The organism is Sunxiuqinia sp. A32 (genome assembly GCF_052690465.1).
In genome coordinates this window covers 118538-145168 of the sequence record NZ_JBQYLI010000003.1, presented here as the reverse complement: position 1 = coordinate 145168, position 26631 = coordinate 118538, and the positions used below count along the sequence as shown (strand labels likewise).

At 36.4% G+C, this 26631-nt stretch carries 32 protein-coding genes and 1 tRNA gene; 21 read left to right on the top strand and 12 right to left on the bottom strand.

Features of this window, described 5'->3' with window-relative positions; genetic code table 11:
• Window positions 1-32 precede the first annotated feature (32 nt).
• Window positions 33-968, top strand: coding sequence for a diacylglycerol/lipid kinase family protein (locus tag ACUNWD_RS03975; RefSeq protein ID WP_445586477.1), 936 nt, complete (start codon window positions 33-35; stop codon window positions 966-968).
• 12 nt (window positions 969-980) lie between these two features.
• Here ACUNWD_RS03975 and ACUNWD_RS03970 read toward each other — a convergent pair whose 3' ends face one another.
• The 4 genes from ACUNWD_RS03970 to ACUNWD_RS03955 all read right to left on the bottom strand — a co-directional run bounded on the left by ACUNWD_RS03970 (window position 981) and on the right by ACUNWD_RS03955 (window position 6044).
• A complete protein-coding gene (locus tag ACUNWD_RS03970) occupies window positions 981-3443 on the bottom strand; it encodes a helix-turn-helix domain-containing protein (RefSeq protein ID WP_445586476.1) in 2463 nt (820 codons plus the stop codon).
• 115 nt (window positions 3444-3558) lie between these two features.
• Entirely contained in the window at window positions 3559-4167 is a 609-nt protein-coding gene (locus ACUNWD_RS03965; RefSeq protein ID WP_445586475.1) for a copper homeostasis protein CutC, read from the bottom strand.
• The gene (locus ACUNWD_RS03960; RefSeq protein ID WP_445586474.1) at window positions 4167-5054 is read right to left on the bottom strand and encodes a 3'(2'),5'-bisphosphate nucleotidase CysQ family protein; all 888 of its coding nucleotides are present in this window, start codon (window positions 5052-5054) and stop codon (window positions 4167-4169) included. The genes ACUNWD_RS03965 and ACUNWD_RS03960 overlap by 1 nt, the downstream gene beginning before the upstream one ends.
• Before the next feature lie 9 nt (window positions 5055-5063).
• Entirely contained in the window at window positions 5064-6044 is a 981-nt protein-coding gene (locus tag ACUNWD_RS03955) for an oxidoreductase family protein (protein ID WP_445586473.1), read from the bottom strand.
• Window positions 6045-6195: 151 nt separating this feature from the next.
• Between ACUNWD_RS03955 and ACUNWD_RS03950 the strand changes: the two genes are divergently transcribed.
• Window positions 6196-6846 carry an HAD hydrolase-like protein gene (locus ACUNWD_RS03950; protein WP_445586472.1) on the top strand — a complete coding sequence of 217 codons (651 nt, stop codon included), beginning with the start codon at window positions 6196-6198 and terminating at the stop codon, window positions 6844-6846.
• 56 nt (window positions 6847-6902) lie between these two features.
• Here ACUNWD_RS03950 and ACUNWD_RS03945 read toward each other — a convergent pair whose 3' ends face one another.
• The 5 genes from ACUNWD_RS03945 to ACUNWD_RS03925 form a co-directional block, all read right to left on the bottom strand.
• The gene (locus ACUNWD_RS03945; protein ID WP_445586471.1) at window positions 6903-7397 is read right to left on the bottom strand and encodes a hypothetical protein; all 495 of its coding nucleotides are present in this window, start codon (window positions 7395-7397) and stop codon (window positions 6903-6905) included.
• Between the two features lie 29 nt (window positions 7398-7426).
• Window positions 7427-8446 (bottom strand): phenylalanine--tRNA ligase subunit alpha, encoded by a 1020-nt coding sequence (gene pheS, locus ACUNWD_RS03940; RefSeq protein WP_445586470.1) that lies wholly within the window; start codon window positions 8444-8446, stop codon window positions 7427-7429.
• Between the two features lie 68 nt (window positions 8447-8514).
• Entirely contained in the window at window positions 8515-9849 is a 1335-nt protein-coding gene (locus ACUNWD_RS03935; RefSeq protein ID WP_445586469.1) for a peptidylprolyl isomerase, read from the bottom strand.
• On the bottom strand, window positions 9849-10655 hold the full coding sequence (locus tag ACUNWD_RS03930; protein ID WP_445586468.1) for a peptidylprolyl isomerase: 807 nt from the start codon (window positions 10653-10655) through the stop codon (window positions 9849-9851). Before ACUNWD_RS03930 ends, ACUNWD_RS03935 begins: the two co-directional genes overlap by 1 nt.
• A complete protein-coding gene (locus ACUNWD_RS03925; protein ID WP_445586467.1) occupies window positions 10655-11476 on the bottom strand; it encodes a peptidylprolyl isomerase in 822 nt (273 codons plus the stop codon). The genes ACUNWD_RS03930 and ACUNWD_RS03925 overlap by 1 nt, the downstream gene beginning before the upstream one ends.
• A gap of 109 nt (window positions 11477-11585) precedes the next feature.
• Between ACUNWD_RS03925 and ACUNWD_RS03920 the strand changes: the two genes are divergently transcribed.
• The 9 genes from ACUNWD_RS03920 to ACUNWD_RS03880 all read left to right on the top strand — a co-directional run bounded on the left by ACUNWD_RS03920 (window position 11586) and on the right by ACUNWD_RS03880 (window position 19122).
• Complete coding sequence (locus ACUNWD_RS03920; RefSeq protein WP_445586466.1) at window positions 11586-12512, top strand: hypothetical protein; 927 nt, start codon at window positions 11586-11588, stop codon at window positions 12510-12512.
• Between the two features lie 38 nt (window positions 12513-12550).
• Window positions 12551-13441 (top strand): hypothetical protein, encoded by an 891-nt coding sequence (locus ACUNWD_RS03915; protein ID WP_445586465.1) that lies wholly within the window; start codon window positions 12551-12553, stop codon window positions 13439-13441.
• Window positions 13442-13449: 8 nt separating this feature from the next.
• Entirely contained in the window at window positions 13450-13998 is a 549-nt protein-coding gene (locus ACUNWD_RS03910; RefSeq protein ID WP_445586464.1) for a GNAT family N-acetyltransferase, read from the top strand.
• A 176-nt stretch (window positions 13999-14174) separates the two neighbouring features.
• Complete coding sequence (locus ACUNWD_RS03905) at window positions 14175-14411, top strand: acyl carrier protein (protein WP_445586463.1); 237 nt, start codon at window positions 14175-14177, stop codon at window positions 14409-14411.
• Window positions 14412-14541: 130 nt separating this feature from the next.
• Window positions 14542-15354: a mechanosensitive ion channel family protein gene (locus tag ACUNWD_RS03900; RefSeq protein WP_445586462.1), complete on the top strand. Its 813-nt coding sequence runs from the start codon at window positions 14542-14544 to the stop codon at window positions 15352-15354.
• Window positions 15355-15359: 5 nt separating this feature from the next.
• Complete coding sequence (locus tag ACUNWD_RS03895; protein WP_445586461.1) at window positions 15360-16244, top strand: DUF3078 domain-containing protein; 885 nt, start codon at window positions 15360-15362, stop codon at window positions 16242-16244.
• Between the two features lie 477 nt (window positions 16245-16721).
• Window positions 16722-17945: a site-specific integrase gene (locus tag ACUNWD_RS03890; RefSeq protein WP_445586460.1), complete on the top strand. Its 1224-nt coding sequence runs from the start codon at window positions 16722-16724 to the stop codon at window positions 17943-17945.
• A gap of 109 nt (window positions 17946-18054) precedes the next feature.
• Window positions 18055-18633 carry a Panacea domain-containing protein gene (locus tag ACUNWD_RS03885; RefSeq protein ID WP_445586459.1) on the top strand — a complete coding sequence of 193 codons (579 nt, stop codon included), beginning with the start codon at window positions 18055-18057 and terminating at the stop codon, window positions 18631-18633.
• A 3-nt stretch (window positions 18634-18636) separates the two neighbouring features.
• On the top strand, window positions 18637-19122 hold the full coding sequence (locus ACUNWD_RS03880; RefSeq protein ID WP_445586458.1) for a hypothetical protein: 486 nt from the start codon (window positions 18637-18639) through the stop codon (window positions 19120-19122).
• A gap of 826 nt (window positions 19123-19948) precedes the next feature.
• On the opposite strand, the gene ACUNWD_RS03875 is transcribed toward ACUNWD_RS03880, so the two are convergent.
• Entirely contained in the window at window positions 19949-20482 is a 534-nt protein-coding gene (locus tag ACUNWD_RS03875; protein ID WP_445586457.1) for a helix-turn-helix transcriptional regulator, read from the bottom strand.
• 179 nt (window positions 20483-20661) lie between these two features.
• On the opposite strand from ACUNWD_RS03875, the gene ACUNWD_RS03870 reads away from it, so the two are divergent.
• The 10 genes from ACUNWD_RS03870 (at window position 20662) to ACUNWD_RS03825 (ending at window position 25592) form a co-directional block, all read left to right on the top strand.
• Entirely contained in the window at window positions 20662-20934 is a 273-nt protein-coding gene (locus ACUNWD_RS03870) for a helix-turn-helix domain-containing protein (RefSeq protein ID WP_445586456.1), read from the top strand.
• The gene (locus ACUNWD_RS03865) at window positions 20934-22004 is read left to right on the top strand and encodes an AAA family ATPase (RefSeq protein ID WP_445586455.1); all 1071 of its coding nucleotides are present in this window, start codon (window positions 20934-20936) and stop codon (window positions 22002-22004) included. Before ACUNWD_RS03870 ends, ACUNWD_RS03865 begins: the two co-directional genes overlap by 1 nt.
• A 240-nt stretch (window positions 22005-22244) precedes the next feature.
• Window positions 22245-23141 (top strand): toprim domain-containing protein, encoded by an 897-nt coding sequence (locus ACUNWD_RS03860; protein ID WP_445586454.1) that lies wholly within the window; start codon window positions 22245-22247, stop codon window positions 23139-23141.
• On the top strand, window positions 23119-23394 hold the full coding sequence (locus ACUNWD_RS03855) for a hypothetical protein (RefSeq protein ID WP_445586453.1): 276 nt from the start codon (window positions 23119-23121) through the stop codon (window positions 23392-23394). The genes ACUNWD_RS03860 and ACUNWD_RS03855 overlap by 23 nt, the downstream gene beginning before the upstream one ends.
• 18 nt (window positions 23395-23412) lie before the next feature.
• A complete protein-coding gene (locus ACUNWD_RS03850; protein ID WP_445586452.1) occupies window positions 23413-23679 on the top strand; it encodes a hypothetical protein in 267 nt (88 codons plus the stop codon).
• Window positions 23680-23727: 48 nt separating this feature from the next.
• Window positions 23728-24099, top strand: a complete 372-nt coding sequence (locus tag ACUNWD_RS03845; protein WP_445586451.1) for a hypothetical protein — start codon at window positions 23728-23730, stop codon at window positions 24097-24099.
• A 227-nt stretch (window positions 24100-24326) separates the two neighbouring features.
• Window positions 24327-24698: a hypothetical protein gene (locus ACUNWD_RS03840; RefSeq protein ID WP_445586450.1), complete on the top strand. Its 372-nt coding sequence runs from the start codon at window positions 24327-24329 to the stop codon at window positions 24696-24698.
• Window positions 24699-24700: 2 nt separating this feature from the next.
• Entirely contained in the window at window positions 24701-25000 is a 300-nt protein-coding gene (locus ACUNWD_RS03835) for a hypothetical protein (protein WP_445586449.1), read from the top strand.
• 2 nt (window positions 25001-25002) lie between these two features.
• Window positions 25003-25431 (top strand): hypothetical protein, encoded by a 429-nt coding sequence (locus ACUNWD_RS03830; RefSeq protein WP_445586448.1) that lies wholly within the window; start codon window positions 25003-25005, stop codon window positions 25429-25431.
• A gap of 2 nt (window positions 25432-25433) precedes the next feature.
• A complete protein-coding gene (locus ACUNWD_RS03825) occupies window positions 25434-25592 on the top strand; it encodes a hypothetical protein (RefSeq protein ID WP_445586447.1) in 159 nt (52 codons plus the stop codon).
• A gap of 346 nt (window positions 25593-25938) precedes the next feature.
• Here the strand turns inward: ACUNWD_RS03825 and ACUNWD_RS03820 are convergent.
• Window positions 25939-26022, bottom strand: a tRNA-Leu gene (locus ACUNWD_RS03820).
• A gap of 115 nt (window positions 26023-26137) precedes the next feature.
• Window positions 26138-26611 (bottom strand): hypothetical protein, encoded by a 474-nt coding sequence (locus ACUNWD_RS03815; RefSeq protein WP_445586446.1) that lies wholly within the window; start codon window positions 26609-26611, stop codon window positions 26138-26140.
• Between the last annotated feature and the right edge of the window lie 20 nt (window positions 26612-26631).

Here is a 26631-nt window from a genome sequence, read left to right as displayed (position 1 = left end):
TATCTTGCAGGATAGTTGAATGAATTGTTATAATGAGCAATATTTTTAGTGACAAATGGATGTTAATCCTAAATCCTCATGCAGGTGTTGGAAGGGGGAAAAAAGATAAGGACAAAATCATTCATCTACTCCGCAAAAAGGATATCCATTTCGATTTGTTAGTTTCATCGTATCCCACTCATGCAATTCCATTGACCGTTGCGGCTATTAAAACCGGTTATCGAAAGTTAATTGTTGCCGGTGGCGATGGAACGCTGAATGAAGTTGTGAATGGCGTATTTCAGCAGGATGAATGTTCTCCCGATGAAATAGTCGTTGGAATGATTCCTGTTGGAACCGGAAATGATTGGATCAAAACTTTTCAAATACCAAACAATTATAAAAGCGCCATAAAAAAACTGCTAAAAGGGAAGACCATTCAACAAGATGTTGGCAGAATCACTTACGAGGAAAGCGGGAATAAGAAGACGCGAATTTTTGCAAACATGGCCGGCTTTGGTTTCGATGCGATGGTTGCGGAGAAAGCCAATCGGTTAAAGAATAAAGGTCGTTCTGGTTTGCTGGTTTATTTACAGAGCCTGGGAGCTAGCTATTTGCAATATCAAACCCGAAAAGTGAGGATTGCAGTTGATGGTCAGGAAGTGGAGGATTTCGTTTTTTCTGCAAGTATTGGCATTGGCAAATACAATGGAGGGGGGATGATGCAGGCTCCCAACGCAGTTCCGAATAATGGAATCTTCGAAGTAACTATCATCCATAAAATTGGCTTTTGGGGGATTGTGAGAAACCTTCCCGGCCTATTCAATGGAAGCTATATAAAAGACCGAAGAGTTTCCTCTTTTCAAGCGAAGCACGTTTCTATAACTTCTGAAAAAAGCATTCCCGGAGAGGTGGATGGAGAAACATTGGGAAATCATCAGTTTGATATTGAAATTCTTCCTTCGCAGTTAAATGTGATTATTGGGTGATACTGGTGAAAGTTATTCCTCTGTTTTATTTTTTGCGGCTATATAGCTTAAAACATACCGAATTTCTGAAAAGCTGCATTGGTCGCCAACGGCTGCTTTTACTGCTCCAATGGATTTATTATTGCTTTTTTCATAGGCTTCAAAAATAGCTTGTTGTGCTTTTTCTCCCACCAAGCCATCAAGCGATAATTCTCCCTGACTCACAAAATGGGCCAAATGACTCTCAATCGTTGTGACTGCCAGTTGGCGTTCGCGAACAATATCGGTGATGGACATGCCCGTTTTAAAAAGGGCATAGCTGATGTGTTTCGAATCGAGCAGTGCTTTGGCTGGTTCTTTATCCGCATTTACAGGCAGTTCCATCCCTTTTTCGCGACGATAGGCAATGGTCATTTGCAAAATATCTTTCCCAAATTGTTGCATCTTTTTGCCTCCCATGCCCTTTATCAATTTCAATTCGTTAATGGTTGAAGGAAGCTTTTCTGCAATCTCAACCAAAGTCTTTTGAGGAACAATTTTCGATATTGAAACGCCTTTGGATTCCGCCTTTTGGATTCTCCAGCTAAGCATTGTTTTAAAGAATTCAGGATGTTTGGAAATATGCGTTTTGCTGGCGCCATTTACCGCTGCTTTGCCCGTTGTATCCATGGCTGCTTTTGCTTTCACTTCCAAAAAGGTGTTCATATTGAATCCGGATTGACAGCTTTCCAGTTCCTTTTTCTTACTATTTAGTTGTTGGTGAAGCTTTTCAAAGCCTCCCTGAAAGCTCTTGCGAACTGCCTTATTATCCGTTTCAAAGCCGATTGAATTGAGTGGTTGAATCAATACCTGTTCAAGTTTCTCCAAAAAATAGTCACTAGCTTTTTTCACTCGCTCCTGAAGCTGCTCGTTTTGCTCAGCATTTACTGTCAACATCAATAGTTGTTCGATTTGTTTTTCAAATTTGGCAGAAACAGCTAGCAATTCTGAATTCAGGAGGGGAATGATGGATTGTAATTCAGTTTGAAGATTGCCCAATAGTAAGGCACCGTGCTCATTGCAAAGTTTAAGGATATACTGAATTTGCCAAAGGATTGGTTTGAAATCAAACAAATCGGTGAGTAGCTGTTGCTGAAATTTTTTCTTTGATTCCAGTAATTCTTTTTCACCCGGTTCGTTTTCTTCAACCTGATTGGTAAAAGAAAGAACAGTGTGGTCATTTTTTATGCTATGATCGGCAATGGGTGTGCTCAATACCAATCCTTCCAGTGATTTACATCGGCTAAGAGCCACGTAAACCTGTCCGTGCGCAAATGATTGTTGCGCATTAATAATGGCTTTTTCAAAGGTTAATCCCTGGCTTTTGTGGATAGTGATTGCCCAGGCCAGTTTCAGCGGAAATTGCTCGAACTCTCCAATTATCTTTTCTTCAATCTCCTGAGTTTTTTGGTTAATTCCATATTTGGCATTTTGCCATTTTTCGCGCTGAACGACAATTGATTCATGGTCTTCCCTGCATTCAACTTCAATGTAGTCTTCGTCAATACCAATGACTTTACCAATTTTCCCATTGTAGTAGCGTTTCTCCGGCGAGCTATCGTTTTTGACAAACATCACCTGTGCTCCAATTTTAAGCGTTAGCTCAAAATCAGTTGGGTACATATATTCGGGGAATTCATCGTACACATTCGCTTCAAAGAAGCTGGAGGATGCAGCAATCTCTTGCAATTTCGATTGGTTGATTTGTTGAGCCTGATAATTATGCGTGGTCAGCGTAATGTATTCATCATTTTTTTCAGGGGAGAAGTTCGGTTGATAGCGTTTATTCAATTCAGTTAGAGTCACTTCATCAGCCTTATTCTCTCGTATTTGGTTTAATAGTTTAATGAACTTTTCGTCTCGTTGACGATAGATTTGTTTTAACTCAATGCTAATAAATGAAGCCTTTTTTAGTGCCCGGCTACTGAAGAAATAACAGGAATCGTAATAGCTTTTCAGCATGTTCCACTCATCTTCTTTAACTACCGGAGCTAATTGCTGCAAATCCCCAATCATTAGTAGTTGAACACCGCCAAAAGGCTTGTATCGATCCCGGAAGCGGCGGAGTGTTTCATCAATACCATCCAGTAAATCGGCACGTACCATACTAATCTCATCGATTACGAGTAAATCCAGACTTCGGATTATATTGATTTTTTCTTTACTAAACCGCTTGATGGGTGTTGCTGAATTTTGACCTGAGAAATCAGGATTGGCTTGAGGAATCTGCGGTCCGAATGACATTTGAAAAAATGAATGGATGGTCACACCTCCGGCATTGATAGCAGCCACGCCAGTTGGAGCAACAACGACCATTCGTTTAGGAGATTCGTGTTTTAAATTTCGCAGGAAAGTTGTTTTACCAGTTCCGGCCTTTCCGGTTAAAAAAAGGTTTTGGTTGGTACTTCTAACGAATTCTAATGCGAGGTCTAATTGGGGGTTCTCAGTTGAAGTCATGGCTAAAGTGGACAGAATTTATTCGAACAAGTTAAAGACAATTCATAGAAATAAAAACTATTGAAAATCTTTCTTTTGTTTCGAACGCAAAAAATCGGGTTGAATTTCAATTGATTTATACAATCTGTTTTCCATGAAATTCATTGGTGTTGATTGCTTTACTCAGTGTTGGTAAGTTACTTTTTGTCACCTTCCCGGCGGCTACAATGATTGTTCTGCCTTTTGAATATGAAATCAGCTGATTTAAAATTTCGCTTCCTTCTTGAGCAGTCGCTTTGGTTCCAGAGGTGAGGATTCGATCTACACCCATTCCGATTAGTTGATCCAAACCTTTTGTCAGATCACTTAATTCATCAAAAGCTTTGTGAAAGGTGACCTGCATGGGACGTGCATATTCGATAAGCATTTGGGTGTTTTCCAGATCAATTTCATCGTTTTCTGTCAACAAGCCAAAAACTACTCCCTGAATTCCCAGTTGTTTACAGCAATCAATATCCATTTTCATGATCTCCAATTCTTCTGGTGTGTACACAAAGTTGCCACCACGTGGACGGATCATTACAAATACGGGGATATTTAATTTTTCGGTACATGTTTTTATGGTGCCGTAAGATGGGGTTGTTCCACCGACCGCCAGGTTTTCGCAAAGTTCAATTCGGTCGGCACCTGACTTTTGTGCATTCAATGCATCGCTGAAATTCTCTATGCAGGATTCTTTAATCATTAATGAAGTTTATGATATATTTTTTGGATACGAAGGGCTAATTCCTTGTTGCTGGTGTAAAGAACCCCTTCAAGATTCATAAAGGTGGAATCTTTCCGGTTGAGATCCAATTGATTTCCATAGAAATTACCAGTCCAGGATCCGGCCTCTTTTACGATGCAGGCACTTGCTGCAAAATCCCATAAGCTTCCGCCTCCATCTTGTTTCTTAGGAAACTTGAAATAGCAGGCAGGTTGATTTTCCAACATCCAGCAGGCATCAATGGCAGCACCGCCATCAATTACTTGTGCTAGTTTATCAAATCCCATATCTTCAGCAATAAGCTCTAATTCATGGATAATAGGCTGGTACAATTCATTTTGAAGAAATCCTTCGTCATTAACAAAGGTGAGTATATTTGATTTATCTTGCGCTGGTTGCGGATTCCAACTTTTTTTATTTTTGAAAATTCCCTGGCCTTTAATGGCATGGTAAAGTGTTTTTTCAGCCGGATCATAAATCACTCCAATTTGAGGTTCTCCGGATTGCGATACTAAGCCAATTGAAACGGAGAATCCGGGTTTAGATTGAATAAAGGCTAAGGTTCCATCGAGTGGATCAATGCACCAGAAATAATCTTTCTGAAAACGGCTGTGATCATCAGGTGTTTCTTCTGTTAGCACAGCCAGATCGTATTTTCTGCTGACAGCATTCAACTCTTCCAGAATAATGCCCTGACTTTTTACATCAACTTCCGTTACCACCTGGGAGGCCAGCGTGTCGTCACCGACTTTGTTTTTTACTTCAACATCGTGTTTTGAGTACTCGGCAATGAATTGGCCTGCCTTTTCAGCAGCCTGAATTGCATGATTGCAAATGATAGTTAGATCCTGATCCGTTAATTTCATGGGTATCTTTTAACTGTTCAACTGTTTAACAACCTCTCTAGCTAAACGTTCGCTGTAGCTGTTAATTTTCCAGTGTCCGGGACTCCATCCTTTCAAAAAACGATGAAAGTCTGTCCATGCTACCGGATACAAATTACGCCAATCTTTTTCAAGAGTATCAACATTTACCTGTAAATTCTTTTGTTTTGCAGCAATTCGAAATTGATTAAAATAGGTATCCAATATTTGATTTTCAAGTTGTTCGCAGTCTTCTTCATATAAACAACTTCCAACAAAATAGGCCAAATCTTTCATGCCACAGCCTCCTCCTACGTATTGAAAATCAACAGCTGCCACATTTTTCCCATCTGGTGAAAAACAGAAGTTTGCCAGTTTTGCATCACCATGAACGAACGTCTGATAGGGAGAATTCTGTAGGATTTGGTCAATTTCTTTTGCCGCATGTTTCAATGCTGTATCCGTTAGTATTTTCCATTCATCCGGACGGGTTTCCAAATGCCAGTAAGTTCCAACGTCCCATAGGTTGGAGGGTTTTTCGTGTAAGAAAGTAGCATGGAAATTTGCTAACCAGCGAATGCAGGTTTCCATATTTATCCAGTTAACCGAAGATTTTCTGGCCGGAAAACCAGCTTCGTCCATATCTTCCATAACCATGAGGACTTCATCTCCTTTGGTTTCTATTGCCAGGCATTTTGGAATTCGACAATTTTCATCACAAAGGTGGCTCCATTGTTTATACCAGGCCGTTTCCACTTGGTATGATTTAAGCTTTCTCTCATGAGATAAATCGGTATTCCACCCACGTGGGTGAGAACTACCTTTCGGATATCGAACATGTTTTACTACCACTGTTTGGTGTGTTGACCCTTCAAGCCCATATCTGACAATGCTACCATATCCACTCCAAAGTTCTTGAATCGTCTCGATTTCAAAAACATCTTTTGCCTCGCATGCTTTTCGGATAATCTCCTGAAAATGTTTGTCAATCATAAAATACTGTCGTTCCTCAAAATATGATCGCCAAAGATAGCAATTCGTTTTTGGCGATTTGAAGGAGACTGTTTTTGGCTTTGCAGAATTAGGATCTGCTTAATATCTGTTTCATTTTTTTCTGCTTTCTTTGTCATAAAACAATTCGGTTATGCCAACTTTTACTCACCTTATTTTCGATCTGGACGGAACAATAATTAATTCAAAATTGGGCTTGTTAAATTCGACCAATTACATGCTTCAGCAAATGGGAATCAATCATCTGGATAGTACAGATTTTGTTGATCAATTGATTGGGCCTCCTATTCAGGATGGCTTGAAAAATGTGCTGGGATTTAGGGAAAAACAGGTTGAGTTGGGAGTTCGGTTGTTTCGGGAATATTACAGTACCCGTGGATTGTATGAAGGTGAATTGTTCCCTGGCATTCTCGATTTATTGGAGGAACTTCAAACACAAGGGAAACAAATTTATCTGGCTACTTCAAAGAGGGATCAATTTGTAAGCACAGTTATCAGGCATTTTGAATTGGATCGCTATTTGGATGATGTGCAAGGTGCAGGTAATGGTGGCAAGCACACCAAAGCAGAGTTAATCACCAAACTAATGGATCGAAACCAGATAAATCCTTCTGAAAAAGTGGTGATGATCGGCGATACCATTTATGATATTATTGGCGGGCAGGCCAATGAAATTAGTACGATTGGTGTTGGCTATGGCTTTGGAAAATCAGAAGAAATTCAGAGACTAAATCCTACGTATTTTGCAAAAGAAGTAGAAGAGTTATTTGAATTGTTGGTTTGAAGGCAGTTAACCGCTTAACCGCTTAGCCGTTTATCGGCTTTGCGGATAGTAGAGTACTAATCAATTGCTTTCATCTGGCTGGCAAAAAACAGGGCGCATTCTTTTTTTGCTTTCATTCCAATGGATTTATAATAATCAGCTTCATTTTCAAGCTTACGGATAATTCTGCTCCGATATATTTCAGATTCTGGTTCGGGGAGTAAATGGCGGATCAAGGTCTTTACAATTAAAATTCCCAGCAACATGACAATTGCAACTGGGAAGTTGAAAAGTAATAATCCGACAATAAAAAATACAAAATTCAGAATTACAGAAGTGTATTGTTTCACTCTTTCTCCACGGGTTGTAAGTGCATCTCGCAAACCATGTACATCGATGGCATTAAAAGCTTGTGAGATGTGTTTATTTTTACGTTTTGAATCGGGCAGATTTATATTACTGGCAAGTTTTACCCCCCAATGATGGGTCGCACCTCGATAGGCAGATTTATAAGCTGCAAATACGCTGTAGATAAATCCAGCAGATAAAAAGATAAATAAAGTTGTATACATGTTCCCCTCTCAAATCAGCCTTATTGTTATTAATAAGCTGAGTCAAATTGTCGCAAAAAGCGCACATCGTTTTCAAAAAAGTGTCGAATATCTTTGATTCCGTATTTCAACATGGTAATCCGTTCAATGCCCATTCCAAAAGCAAATCCGGTATATTTTTTTGAGTCGATGTTACAAGCTTCCAATACGTTTGGATCGACCATTCCGCATCCTAAGATCTCCAGCCATCCGGTGTACTTGCATACATTACAACCTTTTCCACCACAAATGGAACAGCTAACATCCATTTCGGCAGATGGCTCGGTGAATGGGAAATATGATGGTCGTAACCGGATTTCGGTTTTTTCGCCAAATAATTCTCTTGAGAAATAAAGCAAGGTTTGTTTTAAATCAGCAAATGAAACATTTTCATCTACATACAAGCCTTCAACCTGATGGAAAATACAGTGTGCCCTTGCTGAAATCGCTTCATTTCTAAATACACGTCCCGGGAAAATAGCGCGAATCGGTGGTTGGGTTTTTTCCATCACCCGAGCCTGAACGCTTGACGTGTGCGTGCGCAACAATACATCAGGATCTTTTTGAATGAAGAACGTATCTTGCATGTCGCGTGCAGGGTGTTCCGGTGGAAAATTTAAGGCAGAAAATACATGCCAGTCATCCTCAATTTCCGGTCCTTCAGCAACACTGAATCCCAAGCGGGCAAATATCTCATTGATTTCGTTTCGCACGATTGAAAGCGGATGACGGGTACCTAATTTCATAGGTTCTCCGGGCATGGTCAAATCCTGTCCGGTAGCTCCTTGATCTGCATTTTCAAAACTCTCTTTTAATCCATTGATGGTATCAAGTGCGAAAGTTTTTAAGTCGTTTATAGCTTGTCCAACAGCTTTCTTCTGCTCTGCAGGTACATTTTTAAAGTCAGCAAAAAGCTGGCTAACCAATCCTTTTTTGCTGATGTATTTGATCCGCAAATCCTCTACTTCCTCTTTTGCTGAAACACTTAGGGCTTCAATCTCACGTTTAAGCTGTTCTATTTTTTCTAACATCTTTATAGGCTGTTAAATGGAAGCACAAAGATAATCATTCACGTGAAAAACGTAAACTTCAAAAGCTTTTATTCAATAATGGTAATTTCGGTAATGCGAATGTCTTTTAAAGGACGAAAATCACTGTCTACATTTATTGCTGCAATTTGGTCGGCAATGTCCATTCCATCAGTCACTTCTCCAAAAATAGTATATGTGCCATCAATGTGGGGAGCGCCACCAATCGTTTTATAAATCTGCCGCTGTTGTGAACTGAATCGATAGCCAGTTTCTTTTTCGATGTCATTCAATTCAGCATCAGAATATTTACGTCCGGTTACAATGTAGAACTGTGATCCGTCTGATCGTTTTTTGCTATTTCCACGATCTGGCTTGCGGGGTGAACCAATCATTCCCCGTTTGTGGTAAAATTTAGGAACAATATGTGCCGGTAGACTATATCCGGGACCTTTCCATCCAACGATATCATTTGGGCCGGCGTAACGGGTGTCTGCGGCTCCACTTTGTATGCAAAATCCTTTAATCACGCGATGTATGAGCAGACTATCGTAATAATTTTCACGAATCAATTGGATAAAATTGTCACGGTATTCAGGCGTTTCATTGAATAGACGAATTTTAATATTGCCCATATCTGTTTGAATGAGCAATCCTTTTATTTTGCTATTTGCTTCAGAAATGGCTTTGCTTGTTTTGGTCTGAAGGTTATCAAGTGTTTTGGGACTTTCAGCTTTTTTACGTAGCAAATCAACTACAAAATTTGATGGGATCACAAAATGTTGATTTTCATAGTCGATTACTTCAGAATAAGCCAAGCCAATGGATTTTTGAGTGGATACAAACACGGGAGTTCCATAACTTTTTGATCGAAATTGGTTGGTGACTTTATACCGTTTAGTCCCACCAATAGTGGAGTAGTTAAGAATTTTTCCCTGATGAAGAGGGAGTGTGTTGTTTTGAGGTTTGGTTAGATAAATGGTTTTTGACGATTCAGGAGCAATTCCATGATAAAGTTGAATGGGTGTTCTTTCAATGCCTTCAACTTTAAGAAGAACTAAATCATTGATCCGATCTACCGATAAAAATCCAGCGACTGGATATTTTTTGTTTTCATTGAAAGGTGTAATTCGGGCATCAGTTGCATCATCCAGCATTGAAAGGCGACAAACAACCACGTCTTTTTCAATGAAAAAGGCAGTTTCACTTTCTAAAAATCTACCGTTATTATAACTTTCAATTTTAACAATGGAGGGAATAAAATCAGCATAGGAACCACCTTGCTCATTTTGATTGGATTCGGATGATTTTTCTTGTGTTTGGGGTGCTTCTTTTTTCGAGGGCGATGAGCATGAAACACCAATTGCGAGCAAAATTGTTAGGAATATGTATGCTTTTTTTATCATTATTGAATGACGTTTACTGTGATTTTAACATCTGTAAAGGGTCGACTATTACTATCTGTTTTTAACGCAGCAATTTTGTCAATCACATCAAAGCCAGAGATACATTCGCCAAAAATCGTGTATTTCCCATCCAGATCCGGATAACCACCAACAGTTGTGTACGACTTTCTTTGCTCCTCACTGAATTTAAGAACTCCAGGGTGGAGGTTAAAACGGCTTTCAATATCCTTTTTAACTTTGCCGGCAATTTCGCGAAACTCTTTTACCTTTTTCTCTTCTTTTAGTTGCTTCAGTTTTTCCCGAATATCCGAAGTATAGACCTGACTGGTAATTTCTTTACGGATAGGTCGGTTCACTGCCATTTCCATTGTATCCAGCTCTCCATTAGTAAAAACTTTACCTTTCACAATATAGAATTGTGATATATCTGATTGTTTAAAAGGATTCACTTCATCGGGTTGGCGCGGAGCACACAAAGCCCCCTTTTTGTGGTGGTAGTGGGAAATTATTTCATCATCAACAGTGTGCTCAGGATCTCCATATCCAATTCTTTTCCCAGGAGGAGCATTTCGCGATGATTTTGAACCTCCCTGAATTAAGAAATTTTGAATCACCCGGTAAAAAAGAGTTTCATCGTAATATCCCTGGTTGGCAAGTTTGATAAAAGCATCCCTGTGTTTGGGAGTGTCATTGTACAACCGAAATTTCATGGATCCAAGATTGGTTTTTACTTCCACAATTCGGTTTTGGGCTGCTGCCGAGAAAATACAAACTGATAATATAATTGATAATAAAAATCTATGCATTAATCCAATACTTTCACTTTCATTTTAACATCTGCTACCGGGCGGTCAAAATTATCAGTTTCAACCGCTGCAATCTTATCGAGCACATCAAGACCTTCCACAATTTCACCAAAAACAGTATAGTTGCCATCTAATGATGGGTAGCCCCCAATGGTAGAATATGCTTCACGTTGTTGCTTGCTAATCGTAATTGGGTCAAGTTGTGCTACTTCAGCATCAGCATCTTCCCTGATCTCAGCAATTCGGATGGATAGTTCTTCCTGCTTTCCATCGGTTCGTAATTGATTCAGCTCTTCCTGGAAACTTGTAAAATGCTTGCGCATGATTGCCTGTGCTCGCTGACTTTCCATCTTGTAGATCATATCATCAATTTCATCATTGGAAAATGTGCGACCTTGAACCAGGTAAAATTGTGAGCCGGAAGAACGTTTTTCCGGGTTTACCTGATCAGGTTCACGGGCCGCAGCCAATGCCCCTTTTTTATGGAATAGAGTTGAGTTAAACTCAGCAGGAATTGTATATTCTGGATCACCACTGCCTAATCGTTGCCCAAATTCAGCATCTTTTGAATCGGGATCACCTCCCTGAATCATGAAACCTTGAATAACCCGGTGGAAAAGTAAGTCATCATAAAACCCGTCTTTGACCAGTTTGATGAAATTATCGCGATGCTTGGGAGTTTCGTCATAAAGTTTGATCAAAATGTCCCCAAATTCTGTTTCTATTTTTACGTCGGCTCCATTGGTTGATTTTTCTGTTTGGCCGCACGAAAAGCCGATGAACAGGATTGCAACTAGTAGTAGTGATATGCTTTTTTTCATTTTTATGCTTTTGCACAAATATAATCATTCTGAAAGGCGAATGAAATTGATAATCTTTAGTTAAGGCATAAGTGAAACAAAAGTCTTAATTTGCATCAAATTGGATATTATGAAGTACCTGGCCAATATATTTTTCGTATTATTTTTCATTTCCTGTAATCTCTCTCCCGGTTATGATGAAACGGACTCTGACCGAAAAGAAGTAAAGCTTACACCACAAGTTTATATACAACAATTGAATGAGAACCTGAAAGAGACATCTGCGCTTATTCAGTTCGATGATAAACTATGGACTTTAAACGATGGGGGCGGTAAGAATGAAATTTATGCAGTCAATGACCAAGGTGAAATTGTTTTGACAGTTGAACTTAGTGGAGTTCTTAATAATGATTGGGAAGCCTTAACTCAAGATGAGAATTACATTTATGTTGGTGATTTTGGAAATAATAAAGGCAGTAGGACTGATCTGGCAGTGTATAAAATTATGAAAAGCGAGCTGTCTGCGCAAGGATCTGACCTAATGGCTTCACCGGAAAAAATTGAATTTTCGTATGCAGCGCAGGATGATTTTACAGTTCGCGAATATACACATGAATTTGATTGTGCAGCAATGTTCTCCAGTGGTAATTATCTCTATTTGTTTTCAAAAGATTGGAGCTCATTTAAAACAACAGTTTATAAGTTGCCAAAAGAACCTGGAATTTACTCTCTGACTGAGGAAAACAGTTATAACGTAGGTGGATTAATTTCAGGAGCTGATATCAGTTCTGATGGTAATTATTTTGCATTGCTGGGATATCAGCTTGCAGGATATAATTTTGTTATTCCTTTTATTTATCTATTTGAATCTGGAGGAGATGATTTCTTCAGTAAAAAATCTGTTTATATTAACTTAATCGCGATTGCCGGAGCTCAAACAGAAGGCATTGTTTTTTTGAATGATCATCAGTTGGTCTTTACCACTGAATTAACTGATTCCTATTTGCAGCAAGCATTTACAATTGACATTGCTGATTATCTCACTCATTTTGATTAATATAAGTTTATTTTTGAGTTCGTATGACCAAGTATGTTATGATATTATCCCTAATATTTATCATTGCTTGCAATGTGTCACCAGACGGTGATGAGGAAATATCTGGTAGAAAGGAGATAACAATTACTCCTGATAAGTATGTGGAAGAGCTAGATGCTGAATTGTTTGATTGTTCGGGGTTAATGTGGTTTCAAAATAGAATGTGGATTATAAACGATAGCGGTGGGGAAAATCAATTATATGGCATTGGGAGTAATGGTGAAATTGAGGTGGCTGTAACGATTGACGATGCCCGCAATACCGATTGGGAGTCAATTGCTCAGGATGAGGATTATATCTACTTTGGTGATTTTGGCAACAAGAATGGGAATCGAACTGAACTGAAGGTTTATCGGGTTTCCAAAGAAGATTTAAATTTAGCTGAGAATGAAACATCTGTAGATTCAGATGTGATTAAGTTTTTTTATGCAGATCAGGAGGATTATTCATTAAATCAAAACAATACGGAATATGATTGTGGGGCGATGATTGCTTACGGAAACAATTTATATCTTTTTTCGAAGGATTGGGTTCATGGTCAAACGAAAGTTTACGAATTAAGTAATGATCCTGGAGAGTATGAACTCTATCCAGTTGATAGTTTTCAGGTGAATGGGTTGGTCACTGGTGCCGATATTCGTGGAAATTATTTGGCATTACTGGGGTATCAATCGAATAAGCGTCCATTCGTGTATTTGTTTCAATTTTCACCAAGCATACCATTTAGCGATAAATATCTTTATTTTGATATGCCAGCGTTGGTGAATACTCAGCTTGAAGGAATTTCATTTATTGATGGCAATCAGCTGGTAATATCCACAGAAGCAACAAATTATTTTGTGCAGCAGGTATTTTCATTTAATTATTCTGAATATTTAAGCCACTTTTAAAAGTTATAATGCTACAGGTAAATAATAATATTCGTCTGGAAAGACTAAATATGAATCACGCCTTTCAGGTTTTTCAGGCAATTGATCAAAACCGTGAATTTTTGTCTCCGTGGCTACCTTTTGTTCAGGATACCAGTACACAGGAAGATACAGAATCTTTCATACAAACTGTTACCAATAAGTCAAATGCCGATCGAGATGAAGTATTTGTAATTTGGGTTAAGAATTATTTTGCCGGTTTAATAGGCTACAAAGATACTGATAGAGTTAATTGGAAAACAGAGATTGGGTATTGGTTGATCAAGAGCATGTGTGGAAAAGGAATTGTGACACTATCGGTAAAAGAGCTATGTAATTTTGCGTTTTCTCAAATGAATATGAATCGAATTCAAGTAAAATGCGCCATTGGTAACCAAAAGAGTGCCGCTATTCCTAAGCGACTGGGATTTCACTTTGAGGGCATTGAGCGTGCGGGTGAAAAACACCGGCAAGGTTATCTTGATTTGGAGATATATAGTATGCTTAAAGACGAATGGGAGCATTCCAGATTCGCCTGATCTTTTCTTATTTCTAATCCAACATACATCTCGAAGTTTAATTCCTGTTAATACAGAGGGTTAATAAAACAATTTGCGATTAGAATCGTTTAATTATTTGTTCGAAATTTTTATTTTAGCGGACGAATTTACCGCGATTAATTTTAATCAATGGTAAACATGAAAACAATTAAAGCATGAAAAACAAAACAATTAGAAGAACACTTTACCGTGTTTTTAGGAAAACTGGTGTACCCAGAAACGACATTCAAATGAATGCATCTTTCAAGGAAGATCTTCGGTTTGATAGCGTAGATTGGGCTTTATTTCTCTTTTTTCTGGAAAGTTCGTTTAATATTTCAGTTAAAGACGAAGAAATATCTCAACTCAATCAGGTAAAAGATTCACTACAATTAGTAGAAAATATGGCATAGACTTTAAAAAAGGCCTTGTTGTGATTGAACAAAAGCATCCGTGAGGATGCTTTTGTTATTAAAAAAAAGAATTTCACAAACTGAATTTATCTCGATCTGTTTAACTTTGAAAATAACTTAACAAATAATTATGGAAACATTTGAAAATTTCACAACATGGATAACAGAGATGGTCGTTACTTATGGATTAAAGATTTTAGCGGCTTTGATTACTCTTGTAATTGGCCTCTGGATAATTAAAATTATAGTTCGAAGTTTTTCCCGATTAATGGAGAAAAGAGAATGGGATACTTCTCTAAGAGGTTTTTTGAATAGTTTAGTTGGAATTTTGCTAAAAATCATGCTGTTCATCTCTGTGATAGGTATGATGGGGGTGCAGATGACATCTTTCGTTGCAATTTTAGGTGCTGCCGGTTTGGCGGTTGGTATGGCTTTGTCCGGAACACTCCAAAACTTTGCAGGTGGCGTAATGATTCTCATTTTTAAACCATTTAAAGTAGGAGATTATATTGAAGCACAGGGATATGCCGGATCTGTTTCTGAGATTCAAATTTTCAATACAATATTAAAAACTCCTGACAACAAGACGATTATTATACCAAATGGTGGATTGTCCACAGGTTCAATGATTAACTATTCTGCTGAAGAACGAAGAAGAGTTGACTTTTCTTTTGGTATTGCTTATGGAGATAATTATGACGAAGCAAAAGCTTTACTGTTGAAATTGATTGAAGCGGATGAACGTATTTTAAAAGATCCTGTTCCTTTTATTGCTCTTGGGCAATTGGCTGATAGCTCTGTAAATATTACTGTTCGGGTTTGGGTTCAAGCTTCCAATTATTGGGGAGTTTATTTTGACATGAACGAAAGGGTTTACAAGGAATTCCCAAAAGCCAATTTAAATATACCGTTCCCACAATTAGATGTCCATCTTCAAAAATAGAACGAATGAAAAAATTGATTATTCTACTTTTAATTATCCCTATGATATCTGCTGCTCAAGATGAGGCAGATAGCACAAAGGTTTGGAAATTTGGAGGATCAAGTTCCATAAACTTCTCGCAAGTATCATTAACGAACTGGGTAGCTGGTGGAAAAAGCTCCGCATCAGGGACGCTATTGTTTAATAGTTTCGCAAATTATGAAAAAGGAAAAATCAGCTGGGAAAACGCCCTCGATATCGGATATGGTTTGTTAAAAGAAAATGGAGATGAGGTGGTAAAAACGGATGATAAGATTGATCTTAGTTCAAAACTTGGATTAAAATCAAAAGGGAAAATATACTACACAGCCCTGTTTAACTTCCGATCTCAATTTGCAAGCGGTTATAATTATCCCGATCGGGAGAATGCTATTTCTAAATTGATGGCTCCTGCCTATTTTACTTTGGCTCTCGGTGCAGATTATAAACCCAATGACAAGTTCTCACTATTTCTTTCACCTTTAACGGGAAAAATGACTGTTGTTACAGATCAGGATTTAGCGGATGCAGGAGCATTTGGTGTTGATCCGGGTAAGAAAAGTCGTTCGGAGCTTGGTGCATTTTTAAAGGCTCAGCTAAAGCAGGAGCTTGTTAAAAATGTTTCATTTGAGACAAAAATTGATTTGTTTTCCAATTATATAGATCATCCCGAGAATATCGATATTCATTGGGATGTTTTAATAAATATGAAGATAAATGATTATTTATCAGCGAATTTAATTACAAATCTCATCTACGATGATGATATCGATATTGGAGTTGATAATAATGACGATGGTGTGATTGATGAAATGGGCCCTAGGGTTCAATTTAAAGAATTGTTTGGAGTTGGATTTAATGTAAAATTCTAGATGTAGTTTCTTTTTAACAATATAATGTTAAAAAACATTCGTTCATGAAAAAAAAATAGGGGTTCACCAAAAATACAGGTATGTTCATGTATTAGACCCTGAAATATTTGAATTGAGAGCATGAATTGGTTTAACTTTGAAGTACTTCAAGCAAATGAAGTTTTCATACATAATTAAAACCAGTTTAATTTTTCTCTTTCATTCCACTCTTAAGCGCACAAGCAATTCAAGCCGGCAGTCCTTGTCGGCTTTTTTCATTTTACAGGAGTTTTGATCGTGATTGGGGTGATACAAAAAAGCCTTCCGAACTATCGAAAGGCTTTTAGTACCCGGGGCGGGAATCTTTGATATATTATTGAATTTTTATAATATTTCATTAGTATCTGAAAAACAGCATATAAAAGGCTAATTATTTTCTTTAAATTTATCATATTTGTATTCGTTTTCTCCAAAATGACTATCAAATGACTATCAAAAATGAAAAAAAATATTTCGTTTTACATCGCAAAAAAAAGAATTGGTAAAAAAGGGTTAGCTCCGATTTATGGACAAGTTTCTATTAATTCTAAAAAATATCCCTTTCAAATTGAAAAAGTAAAGCCAAGGTTTTGGAACTCATCAAAACAACGTGTAAATAAAAATCGAGAGAACGAACCAGATAACCGGCATGAGGAAATCAATGAATTAATCGAGAGAATCTCAAAGAATATGGAACGATTTGACCGCTTTAATAATTACAATGAACCACCTCAAAGGAACGAAGTTAAGAGCGTTTTTTTTCATGTTGGTGATAAAATGAAAAGTTTCAATGAAGCATATGAAGAATTTATAGAATCGAATAGGGGAAAGATTGCTTACAACACAACAAGAAATAGAAATACCGCTAAAAATTTCATTTTTAAATATGAGAATTTCAAATGTATAAAGCTTCAATTCTCTGACATTAACCTGGAATTCTTTGATGGTCTTTTTGATTTTGCTTTTGATGAAATGGATTTAGAGGATAATGCATTTGCCGCTTATGTGGCAAAATTCAAATCTTTCATGAAATGGGCTGCAAATAAAGGATATCATACTAATCTTGAATACCAGAAGTTCTCATTTTCAGAAAAAGATAAGGCCGTTGTTTGCTTAACACCGGATGAGCTTAAAATATTAAGCAATTTTGATTTTGAAAACGAACGATTAGAAAAAGCAAGGGACTTGTATTGTTTTGGATGTTATACGGGGTTAAGATTTTCCGATATTGCAACATTGCGCCATGAGCACTTTCAGAGTGGATATATTGTGAAAAATATTACTAAGACGAAGGAAGATGATCGAATTCCTATATTACCCCAGGCTAAAGAGATCCTAAATACATATAGCAATGGATCGATTTATCCATTACCCCGGGTATCGAACCCAAAGCTAAATGAGTACATTAAAGAGTGTTGTGAGCTTGCAAGAATAGACACTCCTACGATTCAATACAAATACAAACGAAACCAGGTTATTGAAAGTGTTCTCCCTAAATATAAACTTATTACAGTCCATACTGCCAGAAAAACCTTCATTACTATTGGTTTTATTCTTGGTATTGATACAAAGGTTATTAAATCAATTACAGGTCACAAGAAAGATTCAACATTTGACAAATACTTGAAAATTGCTGATGAAATAAAGAAAGAAAAAATGTTAGACGCTTGGAGAAACTTTTAAATTAATTTTAAATAGCTGAACTTAGTAAACAAAACATTGTTAATAAGTTTGATTTTATATATTTTTTTTAGAAATTTGTATCGGTTGGTAGCAATAAAAAGAATGGTGTATGTGTCTGGGTTACAATTATAAACGAGATAAGATTGGCAATCTTTTAATTCTTCTTTCAGAAGAAATTAAGCCTTTATACATCACAAAACTGCTAAAACTACTGTACTTGATAGATGAAGAATCTATTAAGAAAATAGGAATTCCTGTTACATGGTTGGACTATAAAGCTTGGAAGCTGGGTCCTGTTTCAGAACCAATATACAATCTAAAATTTGAAGGGACATTAAACCCATATGTTGAACTAGTTCAGACAAGCTGGGGTACAAAAATTGTTCCTGCATCAGAATTTGATGATTCAGAATTTTCTGATTATGAAATTGATTTGGTTAAAAAGCTTGCTAGAAAATATAGACGTGCCTCATCTGAAGAATTAATTTCAATTACTCATAAAGAAGGCGGTCCTTGGGATAAAGTTGTTAGAGAGCATAATTTGACAAAAATATTTAATGAGGATGAAGTAGGAATAAGTCCATTCTTAGTTGATTTATCTGAATTAATCAAGGATCAACCTGACAAGCTTGAAAATTATAGTGTAGTAAGAGATTCGCTCGAATTCGAAGCGTCTTTAATGGGGTAGAGTATGTTTTCAGCTGGGAATCTATTGCTAATAAGAAATTTCGAACTTAATTCTGGAATAACAAAAGATAAGTTTCTTATAGTAATAGCTGAAATTAATGAATCTACTAAAATAGTGGCTTCATTTACCACTTCACAGGCTTATATTAACCAATCTGATATTAAACCTGGTTGCATTAAAACAGAGACAAAACATTGCTATCACTTTCCAAAGGGTAAGGTGATCAGTGATTGTGGCTTTTCCTTTAGAAAGGATACGTTTGTATTCTTATTTCATAACGTTATAGATTTTGATATTCAAATATTACAAGCAAAGTATCCACACAATGAAATAGAAGTAATGTGCAAACTTTCAGATGATGAATACTGTGATCTGTTGTATTGTGTTTATAATGGTCCGTTTGTCTCTAAAAAAGTGAAAAGAACTATTGAGCCAATAATTGAGAGTTTAGTTAACAAGATTGAGTCTCGCGACCATAATAACAGCTAATAATTCCCCAAGTTGAAGCCTTCATCAATAAATCTGTACCAGATCTATTGATGAATACCTGACAAAATTCTTCTGCCGGCCAGAAAAAAGAAAAATAGTACCTGGTAATTAAACTTAAACTCCTGTTTTTGTCCGGATGCTACTTAAAAATTAAACCTAAATTAAACCTAAATTAAACTTTTAGTTGGGAGAAAACAGTCTTGTTTATAGTGCATGTAGTTGTCTGTTAGGTTTGTAGTGTGGTTTAGGTTTGTGTTTGAATTTCATCCCCCCATCATTTAATTGTGAATAAGAAGGAAGCCTGTGTGATTATTACATGTACTCAAGGAAAAAAGTTTTGACTCTTATATTTTAAGAGAAACGAAATGATGAAAAGCTGTTTTAAATTCTTTTTTTCAGCGGGGAAACTTATGTGCTTTTTTGTGTCTCTTGCTAGTATGATTTTTCATGAGAAACATGGTAAGCTCTTGAAATGCTTATGGATAAAGCATTTTAGAGGTGTGTTTAAATCTGTCCTTTCAAAAACTGGATTCTGGTTGTACATTTTGAGCGGGAATCGCGATTTGTGGAAAGCGCAAATTCTAAATGCGCAAACTATGGCTACAAAGAAGCAAAGACAAAAAAATGAAGTGATCAAAATTCAATTCAAAGGTTTCAAGATCAAGTGTATTAATCCATCATGGAAGGGGATTGTAATAATAGCACTCGTGTTGACATTCATTGTGGTGCTGTGCTCTATCGTCTGATTCTTTAGTTCTGATGAATTACATAAAAAAGCCGGCTAATTAGCAAGTCCGGTTAAGGATACTGCTTGGACATAGCCGAGTTATTTTTTAAAATATTTTTCATACACTTCACGATACCGTACGTTGTCTATTTTGCCGTTTTCTAATTGCTCCCTAAGTATAGGGATGGTTTCAATTTCTTTTTTTATTTTTTCTTCTTCAGCAGGAAGACTTTCGAGCCAATTATCAAGATAGTCATCACCAGCCGGTTCAAATTCATTTTCACCTTCCTTCTTTTCTTTTGGGGGTCTAATCATATTCCTTTCTTTCATCATCTTGATAAGAGTACGATAATTATCCAAATCTTGTTTTAACTTGTCGTTTTCTTTTTCCAGCTCTGATATAGCTTGCGTATGTGATCTAAAACTAGAGTCCTCTATTTCAAATAAGTTATTAAAACTTTCGCCTAATGCTCTAGCAATATTTTTCCCAATATCTATTGATATGCTTTTAGTTATACCATTCTCAATCTTAGCATATGCCGTTTGAGAGATGCCAATTTGACGAGCCATCTCTGATTGTTTTAGTCCTTTCTCATTTCTGAGCCTTGAAATTTTTAAACTTATATCTACCATAAAAGAAAAATATAAACTAATAGTTTACAAAAATACAAAAAAATAAACTATTGATTGGCATTTTTCAACATAAGATAAAAATGTTAAAAATAAATACACTAAAGTTCAGTTAAAATCAATCAAAGTTGTATATTAGCACCAATTAATAATATATAGTTTAATTTTCACAAACCTTGATTATGGAAAAACAATTTATTTACATCACAGATGAAAAAACTCTGGAAAGGAAAATCGAGTCGTCCATTAGGAAAGTATTAATTGGTGATGATCAAAGGAATTCAGATTTTGAGAATGATAAGTTAAGTATCGCAAAGGCAGCTAAGCTTGCTGGTATGTCAGTTCCAACCTTCAATAAACGAGTTGAAAATGGCATATTCAGAAAGCACGGGACCGGTCGTAAAATTTTCTTTTTGAAATCTGAAATTATCGAAGATCTGAAAAACAATGCTTAATGAATCAATTAGAAAAACAAAAGAATACTCCTATCAGAACAGCAAACCAAAGAATACAAGATGCACAAAAACAGCCAGATATGTTTCAGCTTCTTGGGCCAATTTGGTTTACAGGAGAGATTATCATCTTATTCGCTGATACAGGCATAGGAAAATCGATTTTCGGCATTCAAATTGGAAATGGACTCAGCAAAGGTACAAACGTAACTCTTTCGCTAAAGAACGAATGTGAACCGCAAAACGTTCTATATTACGACTTCGAGCTTTCAGACAAGCAATTTCAAAAAAGATACTCCGATGAAAAGACCGGTCAGGTCTATCAATTTTCGAACAACTTTTACATTGATAACGTCGATTTCGTTGAACTGTATGATCAAGATCCAAAGAAAAATTTTTTGGAACTAATTTTTGAAAAGTTTAAAAGAGATATTATCGAAGTTGGTGTAAAAATATTAATTGTTGATAATATCACCTTCCTTAATACTCAGACGACCCAAGATCAGCAAGCATCTCTTGATATAATGAGAAAGCTGGTAGAGTTAAAAAAAGAATATGGACTTAGCATCCTAGTGTTAGCACACACACCAAAACGATCCGATGAAATTCCAATTACAATATCAGACCTTTCAGGATCTAAGCAACTTTCCAACTTCGCGGATTCCGTTTTTGCAATTGGTAAAAGTTCTAAAGGTCCATCTAACAGATATATTAAGCAAGTTAAGCCTTCTCGTAGTTCAGAGTTGATCTATCACTCTGGGAACGTTCTTGAATTTGGAATTGACAAGGACGATTCGTTTTTACAGTTTATTGAAATTGGAACTGGTACAGAAAAAGAGAATCTTAATATCTCACAGGATGATCCAAAACTAATGGCACTTTCTCTTAAGAATTCTGATCCCACACTAAGTATTAGAAAAATTGCTCAAATGGTTGGAAAATCCAAATCAACAGTAGCAGAATGGCTTAAAGAGAGTCCTCATTGGAAAGATTATATAAGTAAAGAATTGGACACAATGGACACTGTGGACAAAACTAAAACTACAGGACACAATGGACACAGTGGACTCTGAGGACAACTTGGACAGTCTGGACTATGATTTCAGTCTTATATTTTACTTTATAAATCTGAAATATCGCAAAGTCTTGATAATGTAATAATTAAAAAATAATTAATAAAAATTGGACGGGTTTGTCCTGGTATAAGAAACGGACGGACAGATAATATCTGTTGTCCGTCCAGAATTGGAACCCTAAAGAAGAATTGTCCAAATTGTGTCCTTAATTTTTGCTAATCAGAAAAAAGAAAAAATATGAATTGCGAACAGGCTAAACAAATAAAAATAGTTGATTTTTTAAGCAGCACCGGAAGAAACCCAGCCCGGGTCTATGGTGATTATGCGTGGTATAACTCGCCTCTTCCATTCCGGAATGATAGTAATCCAAGCTTCAAAGTCAATATCTCAAAAAATATATGGATTGATGTTGCAACCGGCGAGGGTGGTAATATACTTGATCTGGTAATGGCAATGAATTCAACTAGTGTCACTGGCGCTTTAATGATCCTGCAAAAACCAGAACTATCAAAACACTCTTTTTCTTTTTCTGAAAAGCAAAAATCTCCTGGTATTAAAATCAATCACATTCAGCCGCTTCAAAACCGTGCATTAATTGAGTATGTGGAAAACCGTGGAATCCCTGCAGATATCGCTTCACGATACTTAATGGAAGCTTACTATAAGACCTATCCAGATCAAGAAAAGGCATTTTTTGCATTAGCTTTCAAAAATGACAAAGGAGGTCATGAGCTTAGAAATGGTAACAAAACGGCTAAACAACCCCAGGGATACAAAGTAAAAGCAACCCCAAACTATGTAACTACGATCCCAGGCAACAACAATACGCTAAATGTTTTTGAGGGCTTCATGGACTTTCTTTCTGCTATGGTCTATTTCAAAACTAAGAAGCCGGCCCATAAAACGATAATCCTAAACTCTGTTGTTAACTTGAATTACATTGAGTCACTTCTAAAATCAGCCCGAAAAATCAACTTATACCTTGACAATGATGATTCAGGCATTACAGCTGTTGAAAGGGTAAAAGAGCTCAATCCTAAAGTCACAAATTACTCAACTATCATATATCCTCAATACAAAGATTTTAATCAATTTTTAAACTCAAATGACTATGAAAACAAAAGAATTATCTAAAGAAAACCTGGTTAAGAAAAACATGTCAAAAGAATTAATTGACTTCTTGCACGATATCAACGAAGAAAGCTGTGGAGGTGTCAACTGCTATATTGACGAACTCGAAAAGGCTACTCATTTCTTTCTTTCGCATCTTTTCCTAGAGGATTTCGATGAATTTAAAGATAAGATCACGCACATACTAATTCAACTGGCACACACAAAAGATGCATTTGCTAAACTAAGAATGCCAGAACTAGATCCTAATAATTAACTAGTAAAACTATCGATTATGCAAAGAGTAACTCGTAAATCAAACAAGATTGTTCAAATTAGTGTAAGCACTCAAATTGCAGATTTTATAGAAATGATCAGTGATCCAGATTTTTCAGTTCTGGATGAACATATAGATTCGATTGCCGAAGTATTATTATTTCTTCTAGGAAATAAAGAAAATATCCCCGAAAAAGATATTGAAGCTATAGAAAGGTCAATGTCAAGCCTAGCCGGTTTAAGAAACGACTTCAAGAATATAAAACTCTCATTGCAGATCCAGTAACTAAAAACGTTCTGGTACTGCAGATTAACTTTTCTTTTTCAATTTGGCATGTATTCGAAGGTTGTCAAGAAACATGAATTAGCCAAAAGTCTTGGGTATTCACCCAGGACTTTCCGTAAGATATTAAATGGTGCTTTGCTGGAAGATCTCCAAAAAAGGGATTATAAAAAGGACAATAAATTTCTTACACCAAAGCAAGCAAATTTTGTTCTTAGAACATTAGGAGAACCAGAAGACAAGTACCAGATAATTATGAAACACGATTTAGCAAAAATAATGGATATTTCCCAAAGGACCCTTAGCTATTGGTTAAATGAAAAATACTTCAAAGAAATGAAAGAATTGGGATACAATAGAAAGCAAAAATTTATAACTCCATTACAGTTTAAATACCTTGATGAGAAGACATGCATTTTTTGAGAAAACTACATTTGTCTACTTTATCTGGCCACAAACGGAAGTAAACTGCAAGCCCATATGTTCAAGGTAGTATATTATTCAAAAAAAAGTTCTTTGAATACATTAAACGATTGAATGAATACATGTTTTTGTAAACATGTATAAATAGTGAATAGGGAATGTATACGTAATGTATTCTCAATGTATTCAATAGATTTTTTGCTTTTAACATTAAACAGAACGGCAAAGTGAAAACTGTAAACAAATACTCAAATTTTACTGGCGATGATTTAATAGATGCTGAAGCTAGACTAAACGAAGCAAAAGCGGTTTATGACGAATGGTATCCGAATATAATTCGTTGGCAAGCTGAAAAGGAAGGATGGGCCAGTAGAACAGGAAAATTTGATGCCTGGAATAGAATTGTGAAGGCAAAAGAAGACGCTCAAAAAGATTACGATTTTATTGTAAAAGCATTGGGTGAAGAGCAGGGGATTTCTTTGGTTGATAAAATTCAAGATGAGAGATTTGATCCTGATAGGAACTCTTTCCCCTGGACAAATGTTGGAATGGCCGTTGGCGCAGTTATTATTATCGTTATAATTTACAAAATAATATAGATATGGAACAGTCCCATTTTGAAAATTGGTTTTGCTCAGGGAAGCAACAGAGCTTAACAATGAATGAAGAAATGCTCAAAAAACAAAATGAGTTTCAAAGTTTCTTAGGTGCTGGAGGACAGGAACCTTTCATAGTAGGTATTGAAATAGTCGCAGATAATGTGCAACAAAACCGAAGGCTGGAAATGGATGAACATCCAAAGGCTGAAGTTATTGTTTATCAACCATTAATAAAGAGCAAATTAGAGTTTCCTTTCATAGTAGGTTTAGTAGTATTAATCGCATATTTTTTATTTAAATAGTTATGGTAAATATAGAAGGTTGGAAAAATATTCAAATTCGGGCGAAGCATGAATTGATGGAACTTTTTGATGATTCATACCAGCAATCAGGCTCAAATTCTAAGAGTGAATTTCTTAATATTCTTTTAGAAAATTATCTAAATCCGGACGAAGCCGGTTCGAAAAGAGCTGCTGAAATTGAAAAAGAAAAGAATGAGCTTTCTAAACAGCTACAAACAACAACCGAAGAAAGAGAGAAGTTTGAGAGTGAAAATACTGTTCTAACAGAACGGTTGAAACACTACGAAAATGAGTTTCTAACCAAAGCTTTCACCAAGAATAAAGGACAAACATTGAAATTCAGAAGTACGATGACTGGAAAAAGGATTGAAGTTACAATCAATGACCTGAAGGATACTTTCACTGCAATTATTCACTCAATACAAATATAGCTATGGCAATTTCACAAGCATTTAATCCATTTGAGCATGCAGTTGGAAGTAGCTCTAAAGGTTCCAATTGGATCATTATTCTGATCATAGTCGCAATGTTGGCCGGCATCGGCTATTATATATACAAAGATGTTTTGAATGAAAAAGTTACAATCAATTGAAATCTTTAACACTTGTTTGCTAACTACCTGGATAGTTTTATCCATACTCAAAGTAGGCAAACCGGCAAAAATTTCAATCATTATAGTTATCATGTCTTTTTATATAGGTCTCCCATATTTGCGGAGTTCATATAAAGAAAGAAAGGAGGTTCAGAAATAAAAAAAAATAAGTTTTGTAGGTTGTTTTATATTTAAATTGGTGAAATTTTGATTAAACTCTCTTTTTCATGTAACCCGTCTTATAGGCGGGTTATTTTTTATGCAGGAGGTTGCAGATTTTGCTATCAATTTGCTATCAATAAAAACAAGAAACCCTCTCAAAATAAGCGTTTGAGAGGGTTTCTTGTACCCGGGGCGGGAATCGAACCCGCACTCTGTTGCCAGAACTGGATTTTGAATCCAGCGCGTCTACCAATTCCGCCACCCGGGCGTGAATTGCGATGCAAAATTAATGGAAATTTCTATTTGGCAAAACAATTCAATAAAATTTTAAATCCGATTAAATATATTAGTCTAATAATCAGGACTGTTAAGCTCTAATTTCTTTAGAAAATATACCGAATTGAGAGTGCTCCACCATCACCCCAGAACCCAGTATGACCAATAATGTTCATCGCCGGTTTCCAATCTAAGCTCAAATTAATAGGTGCACCAGGTATGTTATATTCTAATCCCAGAACACCATCAATACCTATTACGGTGTATGTATTGTCATCATCAAACCAGTCATGTACCTGGTGGCCATCCCAAAAACCGATATGTCCACCAAAGCCGTAATACCAATACATTCCCGCAACGTTAAATGCAGGATTGTGGATTTCATATAATCCAGTGATATTAAAACCTCCCCAACGGGTAGATAAAATTCCTTCCAGTGCGGTTGATTCTCCAATAAAATGTTTCACTGTCAGTCCTTGTGCAAATCCACCACGAATACCAATACCCGTATTGTATTCCTGAGCATTTGAATAAGAGATAATTGTGATAAAAAGTAAAGTAGTAATGAATAATTTTTTCATGATTTAATGTTTTGTTTCTA

Coding starts and splice junctions, on each gene's coding strand:
- ACUNWD_RS03975 (WP_445586477.1), top strand. CDS start 33: ATGAGCAATATTTTTAGTGACAAATGGATGTTAATCCTAAATCCTCAT.
- ACUNWD_RS03970 (WP_445586476.1), bottom strand. CDS start 3,443: ATGACTTCAACTGAGAACCCCCAATTAGACCTCGCATTAGAATTCGTT.
- ACUNWD_RS03965 (WP_445586475.1), bottom strand. CDS start 4,167: ATGATTAAAGAATCCTGCATAGAGAATTTCAGCGATGCATTGAATGCA.
- ACUNWD_RS03960 (WP_445586474.1), bottom strand. CDS start 5,054: ATGAAATTAACGGATCAGGATCTAACTATCATTTGCAATCATGCAATT.
- ACUNWD_RS03955 (WP_445586473.1), bottom strand. CDS start 6,044: ATGATTGACAAACATTTTCAGGAGATTATCCGAAAAGCATGCGAGGCA.
- ACUNWD_RS03950 (WP_445586472.1), top strand. CDS start 6,196: ATGCCAACTTTTACTCACCTTATTTTCGATCTGGACGGAACAATAATT.
- ACUNWD_RS03945 (WP_445586471.1), bottom strand. CDS start 7,397: ATGTATACAACTTTATTTATCTTTTTATCTGCTGGATTTATCTACAGC.
- pheS (WP_445586470.1), bottom strand. CDS start 8,446: ATGTTAGAAAAAATAGAACAGCTTAAACGTGAGATTGAAGCCCTAAGT.
- ACUNWD_RS03935 (WP_445586469.1), bottom strand. CDS start 9,849: ATGATAAAAAAAGCATACATATTCCTAACAATTTTGCTCGCAATTGGT.
- ACUNWD_RS03930 (WP_445586468.1), bottom strand. CDS start 10,655: ATGCATAGATTTTTATTATCAATTATATTATCAGTTTGTATTTTCTCG.
- ACUNWD_RS03925 (WP_445586467.1), bottom strand. CDS start 11,476: ATGAAAAAAAGCATATCACTACTACTAGTTGCAATCCTGTTCATCGGC.
- ACUNWD_RS03920 (WP_445586466.1), top strand. CDS start 11,586: ATGAAGTACCTGGCCAATATATTTTTCGTATTATTTTTCATTTCCTGT.
- ACUNWD_RS03915 (WP_445586465.1), top strand. CDS start 12,551: ATGATATTATCCCTAATATTTATCATTGCTTGCAATGTGTCACCAGAC.
- ACUNWD_RS03910 (WP_445586464.1), top strand. CDS start 13,450: ATGCTACAGGTAAATAATAATATTCGTCTGGAAAGACTAAATATGAAT.
- ACUNWD_RS03905 (WP_445586463.1), top strand. CDS start 14,175: ATGAAAAACAAAACAATTAGAAGAACACTTTACCGTGTTTTTAGGAAA.
- ACUNWD_RS03900 (WP_445586462.1), top strand. CDS start 14,542: ATGGAAACATTTGAAAATTTCACAACATGGATAACAGAGATGGTCGTT.
- ACUNWD_RS03895 (WP_445586461.1), top strand. CDS start 15,360: ATGAAAAAATTGATTATTCTACTTTTAATTATCCCTATGATATCTGCT.
- ACUNWD_RS03890 (WP_445586460.1), top strand. CDS start 16,722: ATGAAAAAAAATATTTCGTTTTACATCGCAAAAAAAAGAATTGGTAAA.
- ACUNWD_RS03885 (WP_445586459.1), top strand. CDS start 18,055: ATGTGTCTGGGTTACAATTATAAACGAGATAAGATTGGCAATCTTTTA.
- ACUNWD_RS03880 (WP_445586458.1), top strand. CDS start 18,637: ATGTTTTCAGCTGGGAATCTATTGCTAATAAGAAATTTCGAACTTAAT.
- ACUNWD_RS03875 (WP_445586457.1), bottom strand. CDS start 20,482: ATGGTAGATATAAGTTTAAAAATTTCAAGGCTCAGAAATGAGAAAGGA.
- ACUNWD_RS03870 (WP_445586456.1), top strand. CDS start 20,662: ATGGAAAAACAATTTATTTACATCACAGATGAAAAAACTCTGGAAAGG.
- ACUNWD_RS03865 (WP_445586455.1), top strand. CDS start 20,934: ATGAATCAATTAGAAAAACAAAAGAATACTCCTATCAGAACAGCAAAC.
- ACUNWD_RS03860 (WP_445586454.1), top strand. CDS start 22,245: ATGAATTGCGAACAGGCTAAACAAATAAAAATAGTTGATTTTTTAAGC.
- ACUNWD_RS03855 (WP_445586453.1), top strand. CDS start 23,119: ATGAAAACAAAAGAATTATCTAAAGAAAACCTGGTTAAGAAAAACATG.
- ACUNWD_RS03850 (WP_445586452.1), top strand. CDS start 23,413: ATGCAAAGAGTAACTCGTAAATCAAACAAGATTGTTCAAATTAGTGTA.
- ACUNWD_RS03845 (WP_445586451.1), top strand. CDS start 23,728: ATGTATTCGAAGGTTGTCAAGAAACATGAATTAGCCAAAAGTCTTGGG.
- ACUNWD_RS03835 (WP_445586449.1), top strand. CDS start 24,701: ATGGAACAGTCCCATTTTGAAAATTGGTTTTGCTCAGGGAAGCAACAG.
- ACUNWD_RS03830 (WP_445586448.1), top strand. CDS start 25,003: ATGGTAAATATAGAAGGTTGGAAAAATATTCAAATTCGGGCGAAGCAT.
- ACUNWD_RS03825 (WP_445586447.1), top strand. CDS start 25,434: ATGGCAATTTCACAAGCATTTAATCCATTTGAGCATGCAGTTGGAAGT.
- ACUNWD_RS03815 (WP_445586446.1), bottom strand. CDS start 26,611: ATGAAAAAATTATTCATTACTACTTTACTTTTTATCACAATTATCTCT.